Source organism: Planifilum fulgidum (genome assembly GCF_900113175.1).
Lineage (GTDB): Bacteria > Bacillota > Bacilli > Thermoactinomycetales > DSM-44946 > Planifilum > Planifilum fulgidum.
Window position 1 is genome coordinate 1 of sequence record NZ_FOOK01000048.1, and the last position, 14725, is coordinate 14725.

Annotated in this window: 7 protein-coding genes; 1 reads left to right on the forward strand and 6 read right to left on the reverse strand. The window is 58.4% G+C overall.

Going from position 1 to position 14725, the window contains the following annotated elements:
* Positions 1-110: 110 nt before the first annotated feature.
* The 6 genes from BM063_RS16440 to malX form a co-directional block, all read right to left on the reverse strand.
* Complete coding sequence (locus BM063_RS16440; RefSeq protein WP_092041623.1) at positions 111-4637, reverse strand: glutamate synthase-related protein; 4527 nt, start codon at positions 4635-4637, stop codon at positions 111-113.
* Between the two features lie 616 nt (positions 4638-5253).
* The gene (locus BM063_RS16450; RefSeq protein ID WP_092041628.1) at positions 5254-7548 is read right to left on the reverse strand and encodes a nitric-oxide reductase large subunit; all 2295 of its coding nucleotides are present in this window, start codon (positions 7546-7548) and stop codon (positions 5254-5256) included.
* Between the two features lie 389 nt (positions 7549-7937).
* A complete protein-coding gene (locus BM063_RS16460) occupies positions 7938-9263 on the reverse strand; it encodes a helix-turn-helix domain-containing protein (RefSeq protein WP_177199246.1) in 1326 nt (441 codons plus the stop codon).
* A 137-nt stretch (positions 9264-9400) separates the two neighbouring features.
* Positions 9401-10192 (reverse strand): MurR/RpiR family transcriptional regulator, encoded by a 792-nt coding sequence (locus BM063_RS16465; protein ID WP_245752331.1) that lies wholly within the window; start codon positions 10190-10192, stop codon positions 9401-9403.
* A gap of 98 nt (positions 10193-10290) precedes the next feature.
* Positions 10291-11490 carry a MalY/PatB family protein gene (locus tag BM063_RS16470; RefSeq protein ID WP_092041635.1) on the reverse strand — a complete coding sequence of 400 codons (1200 nt, stop codon included), beginning with the start codon at positions 11488-11490 and terminating at the stop codon, positions 10291-10293.
* Entirely contained in the window at positions 11480-13084 is a 1605-nt protein-coding gene (gene malX, locus BM063_RS16475) for a maltose/glucose-specific PTS transporter subunit IIBC (RefSeq protein ID WP_092041638.1), read from the reverse strand. The genes BM063_RS16470 and malX overlap by 11 nt, the downstream gene beginning before the upstream one ends.
* Positions 13085-14498: 1414 nt before the next feature.
* Between malX and BM063_RS16485 the strand changes: the two genes are divergently transcribed.
* On the forward strand, positions 14499-14725 hold a 227-nt coding region (locus tag BM063_RS16485), incomplete at its 3' end, for a transposase (protein ID WP_177199166.1).

Consider the following 14725-nt stretch of genomic DNA (forward strand, 5'->3'; position numbering starts at 1 on the left):
AAATTAAACAAGCTGACGCCTGTAGAATACAGGCGTCAGCACGCCGCATAAGCCGGGTGTTTTTACGTGTCTACATTTTTGGGGCTTGACCACGGCAGGGGGGAGTTGGTTTATTCGGTGGAGATGGAGGGATCGGACTGGACCCTGTCAGGGATGACCATCAGGAAGAAACGGTCCGGACGGTTCATCAGTCCCTCGATCTTCTCCGCCTCCCGGACCTGGCCGGAGGAGAGAAGTTCCCGCTGATAGGCGCCCAGCAGTTCCCGCAGATCCTGTATTCCTTGATCATCCAGGGGTTCCAGGTGGACTTTGGCTCCTCTGGCGATGCGCCGCATCAGGGCGGCTTCGTCCAACCCCATTTCCGGGATGAGCCGCAGGTAGACCCGGCCCCCTGTCATGCCGGAACAGATCCAGGGGCCCGGATCGCCGAGGACGACGGCGCGGCCGGCGGTCATGTACTCGAAGGCAAAGCCCTTGATGTTGGCCCGGTTGGCGATCATGCCCAGATCGTCGCGAAGGGGTTCGGCCGGCTCGCCGGCGATGATCACATCGGCTCCGGAGAGGCGGATGCCGGTGCGGGAATCGGCGTTGCCCTGGACGATGAACAATCCTTTCTGCGCCCCGTAGCAGAAGCCTTTTCCGACGGAACCGTTGATCCATTTGCCGGAAGCGCCCGGCGATTTCAGAACCGACACCTTCCCTCCGAAGGCGGTTTTTCCGACGCCGTCCTGGGCTCCTCCCTTCACCACCACGTGAACCCCTTCGGCGTTGAAGGCGGCCAGGCCGTTGCCGGGAACGGATCCCTCCTCGAAGGTGAGGTGCACTTCGGGCAGCCGGTGATAGCTGCCGTCCAGCCGGTTCCGCACCCGGGCGCCGGAGACGCTGCTGACGAGCACCCGCTCGGAACAGCCCACGTTGCGGAAGGTTTTCAAAACGGGACGGTCGAAGGCGATCGATTCGATCCGGTCCGCCTCCGCCCCGTAACCGGCCGCGACGGGCACCTTGCTCCGGACTGCGGCGGGTTCCGCGGCATCTGCCTGCTCCTTCCACGTTTCAGGCACCGGCCGCAGGAGATCGGTCAGATCGAGGCGATCCAAGGCCCGGGTCTGCACCAGCAGGTCGGAGCGGCCCACCATGTCCTGAAGCCGACGGAATCCGAGCTGTCCCGTCAGCCGCCGGATTTCCTCCCCGAAGGCGGTGAAAAGGCGGACGAGTCCGTCGACGGCGACGTCAAACCGCCGTGGCACGAAGCGCTTCAAGCCGTGCTCCTGGGCCTCCTCCACGGTTTCAATCTGGGTGGCGATCCCGACGTGACAGGTGTCCAGGTGGCACCCCCTGCAGGTGGTGCAGCCGATGGCCAGCATGGCCAGGGTTCCGAAGCCCACCCGGTCGGCGCCGAGGAGCACCATTTTGATGACGTCCAGCCCGCTCTTCAGTCCGCCGTCGGCCCACAGCTCCACCTGGTGGCGGATGCCCGCCTCGACGAGGGCGGCATGGGCGGCCTTCACCCCGATTTCCACCGGCAGACCCACGTGTTGGAGGGCGTGGATCCGGGCCGCGCCGGTGCCACCGTCAAAGCCGGACAGGGTGATGATGTCCGCCCCCGCCTTGGCGATTCCGACGGAGATGGTTCCGATGTTGGGCACCACCGGCACCTTGACGATCACTTTGGCGTATTTGTTGGCGGTTTTCAGTTCCGTGATGATCTGGGCCAGGTCTTCGATCGAATAGATGTCGTGGTTGTTGGAGGGAGAGATCAAATCCACCCCGGGGCTGGCGTTCCGCGCCGCCGCCACCTTGGCCGACACCTTTTTCCCGGGCAGATGTCCCCCTTCCCCCGGCTTGGCGCCCTGGCCGATCTTGATTTCCAGAAGGAGGGCCGAGTTGGCCAGTTCCACGTTGACGCCGAACCGGCCGGAGGCGATTTGATGTCCCCGGGTGCGCGGGTATTTGCCGAGCATGTCCTTGATTTCCCCGCCTTCCCCGTTCAGGCTGACCATGTTGAGTCGTTCCGCCGCTTCGGCGTAGGCGCGGAAGGCCACTTCGTTCTGGGAACCGAAGGACATGGAGCTGATCACCAGGGGCAGGCTGTGATCCCCTACACCGATGTCCACCTCGCCGGGGTCCACGGGGGGACCGACCCGCTCCCGGGCCGCCTCCAGGTTCAGGTCGGCCACATGGCGGAGGGAGATCGGGTTTTCCCTTTCAATGCCCTCCAGCTTGTCGGCAAACTCCCGGTATTCGATGTCTCCGGAGGCCACTTGCCCGATCGATTTCCAGATGCGGGGCCACAGGTGGAAGGTGCGCACGGGCTTTGCCTTCGCGTCGGAGAAATCCTTGTACCGGGCCTCGGCGTCCGCCTTCAGATCCTCCCAGGAGGTTCCCCCGCGCCCCGATCCGCAGAAATTGACGATGTCCAGCACGCCGGCCACCTCCGGGCTCAGGCCGATGGAGGAGAAAAGCCGGGCGTAGCCGCGCAGTTCGTGGATCCCGATGGTGGAGATCACCTTTTCCAGGCCCTTGTTGAGGGCTTCATAAAGAAGCGGCGCCGCTTTCTCTTCCTTTTCCGCCAAGATGGCGAACATCAGACGGGGAGCCACCAGGTCGGCGCCCAGTCCCACGGCCACGGCCACATCGTGCAGGCTGCGGATCGCCGCCGATCGGAGAAGGATGCTCGCCCGCCGGCGCAGGTTCTGCTCCGATTCCGGAACGGGCGCCTCCTTCAAGCCCAAATCCACCCTGGAGACGGCCAGGTGGGGGTCGAGGAAGAGCCGGTCGTTCCGATGGCAATCGGCGTCGTCCAGCAAGAGGAGCGTTTTGCCGCTCCGGACGGCCCGGACCGCCTGTTTGGCCAACCGGTCCAGCGAATCCGGAATGGAGGATGCACGGGGACAGGTGAGGGAGAGCCGTTCCACCAATCCCTTTTCATCGAAGAGGGAAACCACCTCTTCCAGCGTGAGGGTGTCGTGCGCCTTTCTCACCTGGATGCCCAAAGCGCCTTCGGCGAGGATCGGCGAAGGAAGTTCCAGGCGGAGGGGGGTGGAATCCGGTCCGCACAGCGGCGGCCGGCCTCCCAGAATCACTCGGGTGGAGAAATGCTCCATCTCCCGCTCCCGGTCGATGGCGGGATTGGTGACCACCGCCACGCTCTCCTTGATGAAATCGGAAATGTTTTGCCGCACATGGGACAGCGCGGCCAACGGGCCGTCGTAACCGAGGGAGCGGATCGGGTCGCTGCCGGTGTCGGCCATCTGCTCCACCAGCTGGATGTGTTCCCGGTCCCAGCCGAAGGCGGCGTATTCCGCGTTGGTCGCCGCTTCCACCCCGGTTCGGGAAACGGCCGTGGGCGCCGCGGGGACGGAAAGATATGCCCGGTATTCCCGGAAGTCCGCCCTCCTTTTGGCCCGCTCCAGGACCAGCCTCTGCAACTGGTGGTGGGCCAGAACGACGGCCCGGGGCTTCAGCTGGACCCCCACCGTTTCCCCCGGGGCCAGGGGCTTCGGCTCGCTCACCATGCGATGGACGGGCAGGATTCCCTGCTCGGAGGAGAAGATGAGGGTCCGCTCGCTCTCCAGCATCCACAGGGGTCTGAGTCCCAGCGCATCCACGCTGAAGGCGCACTCGTCCCCGTAGCGGGAGACGATGGCGGCGGGTCCCTGGGCGAAGGGTCCCCAAACCTGCCGGTAGTAGGAATAGAGGTCCTTCAGTTCGTCCGGAAGCTGTTTCAGCTCGTGAAGGATCGGCGGGAACACCATTTCGATCGCTTCAAACAGCGAAAAGCCGTAGCGGTGGATCAGCGTTTCCACGACGCGGTTCAGATCCTGGGAATCGCTGCTGTCCTCCGCCAGGGGGGCGCCGATCATCCGGGCCTCGTCCCGCAGCTTGCGAATGGTGTTGATTTCGCCGTTGTGTCCCAGGAGGGAGAAAGGTTGAACCCGGAAGAAGTTGGAGAGGGTGTTGGTCGAATACCGGTTGTGGCCGATGGTGACCGCCGTCCGAAACTCCGGGCGGGCCAGGTCATGGAAGTACCGAGTCAGCAGACTGGCTGCACCCATCACCTTGTAGACCGCCGTGCGATTGCTGAGGGAAGCCGCTTGGACCGGCAGTCTTGATTCGATGTCCACCACCAGCTCGAACAGCCGGGCGGGAAGTCCGTCGCTTGCGTCGGCTTCCAGGGCGATCTGCCAGAAATGGGGCTCGTCGGCCCGGCCGTTTTTGCCGAGGACATGGCTGTTTACCCGATCCATTTCTTCCACCAATATGGCAAGTCCGCCTTGTTTGAATTTTCCGCGAATAACATTCTGAATCGCGGCGGTGTCGCCCCGTTTCGGGATGAACAGGTGGCCGACCACAAAACGGTCGCTGCGGGCCTTTTCGGGAGGAAGTCCCGCATCGGCCAGTTTCCGTTCCCAAAGGCCGCGGGGGATGTCGGTCAGGATGCCGCATCCGTCTCCCTCGCCGTTGATGAAGCCGGATCGATGCTCCATTTTGACCAGCGCGTCGATGGCATCCAGGAGGTTGTCGCGCCGGGGATTTCCGTCCTTTTCGATGACGGCGACAATCCCGCAGCTGTCGTGTTCCTCCTTCAACAGGTTGCGAAAACGGCCGAGGTCGGAGAGCCTTTTGCAACCAGTCATTGTCGGGATTCACCTCCATGACGTCGATGATCGTTCTGCACGATTTTCCCCCCGATGGCGGGTTCCGCGGCGATCCGCTTCGCGCGGGGTTCCGAGCTTTCCACGGGGCGGCGGAACGCGGACCTTCCGGGGGAGTGAAAGGGAGCCTTCTGCGCGCTCCATGTGCCGGCGGTCTGGCGGTTCGGACAGGGGGAAAGAATCGTGGGGAACCATAAAATGTGAGAGGTATCGAAAAATGGTTGAGGAAAGTAAGTAAAGTTTATCATGAAACGGCTGATGAAACAAGAGGAAATATAATTTTTATTCATATAAAAGATTGTTTATTCCATGGGGTCTCCCGGCGAATTTGGGGTAAGATTCGGGGGTTGTCGAGGTATGACAAGGGGGTAAGCGCTTCCAGCAGAAATGAATAAATATAAAAATTGATGACACAAAATGAAATCAATTTTTGGATGCCATATAGACGGGGGGATCATCCGCCGCCAACCGACCGGAAGGCCTTTGGGCGATGAGGCGGATGATCCCTTAAGAGCGAAGGCGAGGTTGTCGAGGAGGCGAGTGTGTGCCAACAGATGGCGGAGGACAAATTCCTTCTCTCCGGCAGGGAAGGAGAGGCTTATTTGACGGGGCTCCCGCCGTCCCGGGCGTAGGGCAGTTCTTCATCGGTGAAGGACCAGCCGGTCTTCAGGCCGAGGATGAACCAGCCGAGAACCAGCGCTCCGACGGCGAAAATAGTGTCGCCGATGGTTCTGAGCCAAACAAAGGTGTCGATGATCCCCCGCGACATGAATTCCGCCGAACGGGCGTACCAGGTGCCGTGTTCCACACTCGCCCAGGTCTGCATCAACCCGATGGGCAGGAGGCTGAGCAGCACCATCAGGGCCAGACCGATATTGATCGCCCAGAAGGAGAAGGCGAGGGCCCTGGTTTTCCACATGCGGCGACGGGTGAGCCCCCGCAGGCAGAACAGCATGAGTCCCAGGATGAGTCCCAGGCCCAACATGCCGTAAACTCCGAACAGCGCCGTGTGCCCGTGCACGGAGGTGGTATTGAGGCCCTGCATGTAGTAAAGGGCGATCGGGGGGTTGATGAAGAACCCGAACAGGCCTGCTCCCACCAGATTCCAGAAGGCCACGGCGATAAAGTAGTAAATCGGCCACTTGTATGCCTGCACCCAGGGACGGGCGCGGGACAGGGTCAAATTCTCATAGGCCTCAAAGCCAATCAGCACCAAGGGAACCACCTCCAGCGCGCTGAAGGTGGCGCCGAAGGCCAGCACGCCGATCGGAGTGCCGCTGAAGTACAGGTGATGGAAGGTGCCGATGATCCCGCCGAACAAAAAGACGATCGTCGAAAACAGAACCGAGGTGGTGGCCGTCGAGATCCGCAGCAATCCCATCCGCGTGAACAGGAAGGCGATGACCACCGTGGCGAAGACCTCAAAAAATCCTTCCACCCACAGGTGAACCACCCACCAGCGCCAGTATTCGGCGATGGCCAGGTGCGTATGCTGTCCCCAGAGGAGTGCCGGAATGTAAAATACGGGGATGGCGGTGGAGGCGATCAGGAACAGGATGAGCAGATGCCTGTCGTCCTTCTTTTCCCTGAGTGCGGGCCAAATGGCCCGGGCCATCAGGAACAGCCAGAGGAAAAGCCCCACCGTCAGGAATAGCTGCCAGAATCGTCCCAGATCCGTATATTCATAGCCCTGGTGCCCAAACCAGAAGTTGGTCTTCAGGCCGAGGCGCTGATGGACTCCGATCCACTGGCCCGTCAAGGAGCCGACCACGATGATGAGCAGGCAGACAAAGAGCAGGTTGACGAAAAAGCGCTGGTATTTCGGTTCCCGGCCGGAGACCGCGGGGGCCACGAACAGCCCGGCGGCGATCCAGGCGGTGGCGATCCAGAAGATCCCCAGCTGGGTGTGCCAGGTGCGCGTCACCGAGTAGGGCAGCCATTCCGCGAGGGGAATGCCGTAAAAACCGCTCCCTTCCACCTGATAATGGGCGGTGACCGCGCCCAGACCGACCTGAATCACCCACAAGGCGGCGACCACCCAGAAATACTTCAGGGTCGCCTTCATGGAGGGGGTGGGAGACAAGGCCAGCAGGGGGTCCTTTTCGGGAAAACTATCCTCCAACTCGGTGTGTTGTTGTTTGGCGTAATACCAGGCGAGGGCCCCGATCCCGGCCAGCAGCAGAACAAAGCTGACCACGGACCAAATCACCATGGTCCCGGTGGCCACATTGCCGATCAACGGCTCGTGGGGCCAGTTGTTGGTGTAGGTGATGTTCTCGCCGGGACGATTGGTCGCGCAGGCCCAGGTTGTCCAGAAGAAAAAGGCGTTCAGGGCCTTCATCCGCTCAGGATCTTTGATCGTGTTCTGGGGGATGGCGTATTGGTCGCGCAGTTCATCCAGTTTGGGGTCGCTTCCGAACAACCCGGCATAATGTCGGCTGATCGCCTTGACGGCCTCCGCCCGGATCGGTGAGAGGACCAGATCTCCCGTCTCCTCCTGATAGGTGTTGGTCCGGATTTCCTTTTTCAAACGGGCACGCAGCATCGCTTGCCTTTCTTCGTCCAGCACATCATAGGCCTTTCCGAACTGCTCCTTCGCATATTTGTTGAGGATCCACATCGCTTCCCGGTGCAGCCAGTCGGCGTTCCAATCCGGCGCTACATACGCTCCGTGCCCCCAGATGGTTCCCACTTCCTGTCCGCCGATGGACTGCCAAACATTTTGTCCGTCCTTGATCTCCTTCTCAGTAAACAAAACCTCGCCATCGGAGGTGATGACCCGCTTGGGCACGGGGGGCATCGTCTGGTAAATCTCCCCTCCGTAATACCCCAAGATGGCGAAAGATACGACGAAGACCAGAGTTAATCCCGCCCAAAGCCTCGTAAGATTCATCAATATACCTCCAATGGATGCTGTGCTTGTTACAGTATTTTGATTAAATGGTTTTTATATGCATGTCGGGCGGATGGGAGAGACAAGGAAAAACAAAAAGCCCCTGAACAGGGCAGCTGTTCAGGGGGCGAGGCATCAGACCGGACCCGGGAAGGCGCTTGTCGGACCCGGGAAGGCGCTTGTCGGACCCGGGAAGGCACTTGTCGGACCCGGGAAGGCGCTTGTCGGACCCGGGAAGGCACTTGTCGGACCCGGGAAGGCGCTTTCCGGTCCGGCGTTTCCGCTTTGCAGGGTGCTGTCGGCCACCAGTGCGTCGGTGGACCATGCACCGTTTGACCAGATTGCCACCGAAAGGGCGAAGGCAAACACCAACAGCGCACAAATCTTCTTCACTGAAGCCACCTCCCACGCTGTTCATGGACATGTTCCTGCACTTTATACATATTTACCGTGCACCGTTGAAATTCCTTCTCGTCTTTCTTTTCATAACACTGGGCGAGCCGGTACCAAGCCTCATATTCCCTTTCCCTGAAGTTAAATTTTTTACTGAGTTCAGTCACCCGGCGGTATAAGGGGATGGCATCGTCGATGCGGTCCTGGATGCGGTAGAAATCGCCCATGGATATCAGGGCGGCGATCAGGTACCGAACGTCGTTTCCCTCTTCGCCGCATTGGATCGCTTTGGAGAGGAATTTTTTGGATTCTTCCCATTTTTTCTGATGCATGTACAACAATCCAAGTTGGGTGTACGTGGCGGCAATGCGATCCTCCCGGATTTCATCGCTTCGGATTCCCATGGTCAGCCGGAAACAGGCTTCGGCTTTTTCCCATTCGCCTTTCTCCATGTAGATGCTCCCCAAAACCATCCACAAATCGAACAAACTGCCGTATTCCTTGTTGATGCGGGCGATATGTAACCCTTCCATGCACACTTCCATCGCGTCGTCCAGGACGCCGCTGCGGCGGAGCAATTCCGCCTTCAACCAGTACAGACTCAAACAGGTTTCCATCTGCGGGATTTTCGGCAGATCCTCCCAGACCTGTTCGACCACCTTCAGCCCTTCCACCACCCGTCCCATCCGTTCCAAATAAATGGCTTTGTTGCGGAGCAGCGTGTAGATGGTATACGGTCTTTCCCCATCGGGATGGAAGGTGTTGATGCCGTTTTCCGTGTATTCCAATGCTTTCTCCAGGTTGTTCTGATGATAGCTGCACAATCCGAGCATGAGATAGCAGGTGGACAACATGTTGGAACGGTCGCCGTGGGGATGGTGTTCGGAGAGACGGATGCCGTTGGTGAAGGCGCGTTCCGCCTGGCGCCATTTCTTTTTGCGGAAGAGGATTTTTCCACGGAGGAAATAGGCGGCAGGTGCGAGCAGGTGGCTGTCTTCGATTCCCAGGGATTCGAGCTGTTCCAGTGCCTCATCGTTTTGGCCGACGTCCGAAAGGGTTTCGACAATCAAAAGGCGCAGGCGGAGATCTTCCAGCTCGCGTTGTTCGCCGTTGATGATCTCCGGCAGCTTGTCCAAGGGGATATCCAGTTTCTTGAGCAGGTAGGTCACTTTGTCGGGGCGAACGTGGGGGACTCCCCGTTCAATATTGCTGATGGTGGCCGGGGAGATCTGATCGTCCGCCAAGTCTTCCAGGCGGAGCCCTCGTTCCTTCCGCACCTTGCGGATGATTTCCCCGACTTCTTTTAATTCTAACGGGTTCAAATAAATCACTCCTTTATCTGCGTCGTATCAAGTCCAATATACACCAGTTTACAAAGTTCGGGAATAACAGGAAAGAAAGGAATGGAAAAAATTTTTGAGACAATCATGCAAGTCTTTCCCCTCCGGAAACGGAAAGGTTATGGTTCGCCGGATTGTGAAGGGGTTTTCCACCGGCGAATATATTCGATGATCACCAAATCCAGCAAAAGGTTCATGGGAAACCGGGAACAGAGATCCAGGTTGCCGAAACAGCAGTCCGTCATGTGCCCCTTCAGGGCGATGTCCGCCATCTTCTCCAAGCGGTTGGGATGGGGGCCCGTGAGGCTGATCATCTTGACGCGATTCGCCTTCAGCGTGCGGGCAAAATGCAGAATGCTCCGCGTTTCGCCGCTGTAGGAGACCAGAAATGCCAGGTCGGTCCCGGACATCGACTGGGCGGTCACCTCCAGGTCGTCCCAATCGGTCCGGGCGTTGCACCATTTGCCGGCAAAGGTCAGTTTTTTGGCCGCTTCCAGACAGGGGAACAGGGAGTTGCCCACCCCGAAGAACTCAATTCTCGGACTTTCATGGATGAGTTCGGCCGCTTGCCGGATTTTTTCATAATCCAGGCGGCGGATGGTCTCTTCGAAGTCCCGGCGAAACCGGTCCACGTGTTGTTGCAGGGGAAAGGACGCCGGGGCTTCGCTTCCGCCGGGATCCCTCTGGAGTTCCTGCTGCAGGGCGTATTTCAGTTCCTGAAATCCCCGAAACCCGAGGGCCTGACATGTCCGGCTGATGGTGGCCGTCGAGACGAACAGGGTTTTGGCCAGATCCTCCGCCTTGCAGCGGATGACCCGCTCGGGATGATCAAACAGGTAGTCCAGCACCCGCTGTTCCAGGGGACTCAGGTTTTGCCGCTCCGGCATCCACCGTTTCAACAAATGCCTCATCCGCGTTCCCGCTCCCCGATGATGATCCTTGTATAGTATACCATGAAAAAATAAAAGGCCGGCGGACTTCCCGCCGGCAGCGGATCGGCGGCGGAGCTTTAGACGCCGGGATGTCGGCGCAGCTGATCCACCGCCGTTTTCATCCGTTTCAATCCCTCAAGCACTTTGGAGCGGGGGCAGCCGACATTCATGCGCAAAAAGGAAGAAGTGTTCGCTCCGTACACGCTTCCGGGCATGATCGCCACTTTTCCCCGGCGGATCAGGGCTTCCTGCAACGCCTCTTCCGTGAAGGGGGCGCGGGATGCGTCGATCCAGGCCAGATAAGTGGCTTCCGGCATGGAAAATTGAAATTCCGGCAAATGACGCCTTAAAAAGGAGGAGACGGTTTCCATGTTGCCATAAAGATACTCCACCAGGGAATCCACCCAATCCTCGGCGTGGTTGTATCCCTCGATCGTCGCCAGGATTCCCGGGATGCTGGCGCTGGACAAACCGTCCCGCTCCTTCATGGCCTTCAAAAAGCGGCGGCGGATGTCGGGATTCGGAAGAATCGCATAGGAGCCGCCCAGTCCGGGGGTGTTGAAGGTTTTCGAAGCCGAGGTGCAGAGGAAGACCCCTTCGAGGTGGCCTGCGGCCGCCTGTGTGACGGGGATGTGGCGAAAGGGGGCGTAGACGATGTCCATGTGGATCTCGTCGGATATGACGAACACCCGGTGTTTCCGGCAGAGCCGGATCATCTCTTCCAGCTCCCATCTCCGCCAGACCCTTCCCGTCGGGTTGTGGGGACTGCACCACAGCAGGATTTTGGCCTTCGGATGGGCGAGCTTTTTCTCCAAATCCGCAAAATCGATCCCGTACCGGCCCTTTTCATATTTGAGTTCATTGGGGACCCACCGCCGCCGGAGGGCCTTCACCATGGGACGAAAGGCATCGTAGGCGGGCGTCTGCACCACGATGTGGTCCCCTTCCTCGCTCAGCATCTCGATCAGCTTGGAACAGGCATAGATGACCGAAGGACTGTAAACGATCCAATCTTCGTCGATGTCTGCGGAAAACCGCCGGGCAAACCAGCGGCGGACGGCCCCTTTGAATTCCCGGTGGTTCCATCGGGTGTACCCGAAGATTCCGTGTTTCACCCGGCTTTCCAGAGCCTTGAGGATGGACGGCGGCGACGGAATATCCATGTCCGATATGGTGAAGGGAAGCAGATCGGGCACCCCGAACCGGTCTTCCACGTAATCCCATTGGGTGCAGTGGGTTCCTCGGCGGTCGATCACCCGGTCGAAATTATGCTTCATGGTCCGATGTCCTTTGCTGCTGCTCGATCAGTTTTTCCAGTCGGTTCTTCAGGAGGCCGACCTGCGGCCCCACCACCACCTGCAGGTTGGTCTCGTCCAGCTTTACGACGCCGATGGCCCCGTTGGCCTTCAGGGCTTCTTCGTCGATGGGTTTCATGTCCTTGACGACCAGCCGGAGGCGGGTGATGCAGTTGTCAAGGGAGAGGATGTTGTCGGCCCCTCCCAACGCCTCCAGCACCTTCCGGGCGTTGTAGTCGATCGTTTTTCCCGTTTCCGGAGAGTCCTCTTTTTCTCCGGACGGGCCCTTCTTCTCCCGGCCGGGCGTCTTCAGGTCGAACCGGACGATGGCGAAGCGGAAGATCGCGTAGTACACAACAAACCAGACCGCGCCGACGATCGGCACCAGGTACCACTTGGTTTTCCATCCCTGCAGCAGGCCGAAGACGATGAAATCGATGATGTTTCCGTCCGTGTTTCCGATGGTGACGCCCAACAGTCCCATCGTCATGAATCCCAGGCCCGTCAAGGCGGCGTGAATGAGGTACAGAACGGGGGCGACAAACAGGAAGAGAAATTCAATCGGTTCGGTGATGCCGGCCACCACCGACGCCACCACGCCGGAGATCAGAAGCCCGCGGATTTTTTTGCGGTTTTCCGGATGGGCCGTGTGATAAATCGCCAAGGCGACGGCGGGCAGTCCGAACAGGAAGGTGGGCATTTTTCCCTGGGACAGGAATTGGGTGGCCTGGACGCTGAAATGGGTCACTTCGGGACAGGAGAGCTCCTTGTAAAAGATGTTGAGGGCTCCGGACACCGTTTCGCCGCAGACGACGGCCGTGCCGCCCGCCTCCGTGAAGCGGATCAGGGCGACCAGAATGTGGTGCAGGCCGAAGGGAAGCAGCAGCCGTTCGCCGGCGCCGAACAGGAAGGGACCGGCGGCTCCCGCTTTCTGAATCAGAGACCCGATTCCGCCGATCGTCCAGGCAAACAGCGGCCAGATCAGCGGCATCGCAATCCCGACGACGGACATCACCAGGGCGGTGATGATCGGGACAAAGCGGGCGCCGCTGAAGAACGCGAAGGCGTCGGGCAATTGAACCGCATGGAATCTTCGATGGAGGAAGTGGACGATGATCCCGGCGATGATGCCGCCGAGCACCCCCATCTCGAAGGTCTGAATCCCCATGACCATCCCCTGGCCGGCCTGTCGCATGGCTTCCTCCGGCGCCAATCGGCCGGTTTCGGTCAGGTAGAAGTTGATGGACAGATGCATGACGATATAGCCGACAAAGCCGGAAAAGGCGGCGACGCCCTTCTCATGGCGGGCCAAGCCGAGGGGAATGGCCATCGCGAAAAGGACGGGCAGGTAAGAAAACGCAAAACCGCCGATGGTCGCGATGAATCTGAAGAAGACCTGCAAGACCGGATTTCCCAGCCAGGGGAAAGCTTCGATCGTGGCGGATCCCGAAAAGGCGCTTCCCACCCCCAGCATGAGACCCATAAAAGCCAGCAGGGCGACCGGCAGCATGAAGGTCTTGCCGAGCCCCTGGAAAAATTCCCATACACCGGACGACTTCGAACGCGTCGGTTTCATCTCCACTTCCCTCCCCGGGCGATTGCTTCAATTTCATCATCACCCCGCAGGCCCGGCGCGACAAGGGTTTACGGACATTTTGTAAGCGGATTCAATTTTTGTATGGCGGGTTTTGCGAATGGTGACGGCCCCGATTTTTGAAGTATTGATCCCGCGCCCCAAAGGGAGAAACGCGGGATGAGCCGGTCTGACGGAGGCGCAGGTTTTTTCCCCGAAGTGCGGAAACACTCCGTCAAGCGGGCGCATGGGGGGCGGCGGATGCCGGCTGCAAAGGGCGAAACGTCCGTTGAAGGGTTCCAATGATCTGTTCGAGATGCGACGACAGGGGCTGGCCAGGCGGCCATTGGGTTTGAACGTGCCCGGACGGCGAATCTTTCGACGCGCCCCTGGTAGGCCAAAAGTTCTATGCGAAACCGCTAAGGGTGATGCGCTGACGAGGCCGTAGGAATTAAAATATTGTTGGGGAGCATTAATCTGTTATTGCGGACACCACAGGGGTCAGGAAGGGTCGGATCAACCTGTGGCCAAACAGCGCAACTGCCTCAAAGCAGCTTCACCAGAGGACTTCTGCGGAGATGGTCGGTTGCCCACTTTCGCATAAAGGCCGTGAACCGTGTTGTGGCTGACGGGTCGATGGAGCCGGGAAATTGCATCTGGTTAACCGGCTTGCATAGGGAGTGGAAAACAGGATGCGGCGGACACGTCGTAAATTCAGATGTTGATATTGACCATCTTGTGCACCATTTTTGTGGAGTATGTGTGGGACACAAATGTTGGCCTGTTCGTATTTCTCATTGAGGTCTTCTTTCTGGTACTGATTTTTATCCTCGATACAATGACCATTGCAATATATAAGGAATGGCACGCCAAGGAAGCGCCGTTCGGATTAATGGGGGTTTCTGAGAGCAGTTGTCGGCCTCGTGGTGATTTTTGGGGTCATCTATATCATTGTTCAGCATCTTCCCTTGCCAAGCAGAAAGCGATAATCTCCCTAGAAGGAAAAACGGAACACGACAAAAACAAGTGAAAGGATGGAACAAAAGGATAAGTCCTTTTCTTGAGAGAAAGGTGATTGATGATGCAATTTGAATACGGAACATTAATATTTCAACTGGTCATGTTAATTATGCCCGTGTTCTTTTTGATGTTGATTATCGCTTTCGGGTACTATTAAAGTGCTTCGAAGGATTGACAGGCTGGTGAAGAGACTGAACAAATATTTTTGACTGGTGGAAGAAGATTGCGGAATACCTAATCAATTCAGATGAATAGGCAAAAACAGGTGTCACCCGCAGGAGGACCGAGAAAAGCAAAAGACCGGGAATTTCTCCCGGTCTGAGGCTGTTGACAAAGAAGGGTCAACAGCCTTTTTTGTTGAATTCGGAATAAAACAATTCCGAAGGAAGGTTTTTATATGTTCAGGACGAACCCATCCAGGGAATTTCAACCCGAAACAGTCAACATAGAAGACCTTGTTCCCCAAGATCACTTGCTTAGAAAAATCAATGAAACCATCGACTTTTCGTTTATCGCGGAAAAATGCCGCCCCTTGTATTGTCAAGATAATGGGCGTCCTTGCATCGATCCGGTCATGCTGTTCAAAATGCTTTTGATCGGTTATTTGTACGGAATTCGTTCGGA

Coding starts and splice junctions, on each gene's coding strand:
- BM063_RS16440 (WP_092041623.1), bottom strand. CDS start 4,637: ATGACTGGTTGCAAAAGGCTCTCCGACCTCGGCCGTTTTCGCAACCTG.
- BM063_RS16450 (WP_092041628.1), bottom strand. CDS start 7,548: ATGAATCTTACGAGGCTTTGGGCGGGATTAACTCTGGTCTTCGTCGTA.
- BM063_RS16465 (WP_245752331.1), bottom strand. CDS start 10,192: ATGAGGCATTTGTTGAAACGGTGGATGCCGGAGCGGCAAAACCTGAGT.
- BM063_RS16470 (WP_092041635.1), bottom strand. CDS start 11,490: ATGAAGCATAATTTCGACCGGGTGATCGACCGCCGAGGAACCCACTGC.
- malX (WP_092041638.1), bottom strand. CDS start 13,084: ATGAAACCGACGCGTTCGAAGTCGTCCGGTGTATGGGAATTTTTCCAG.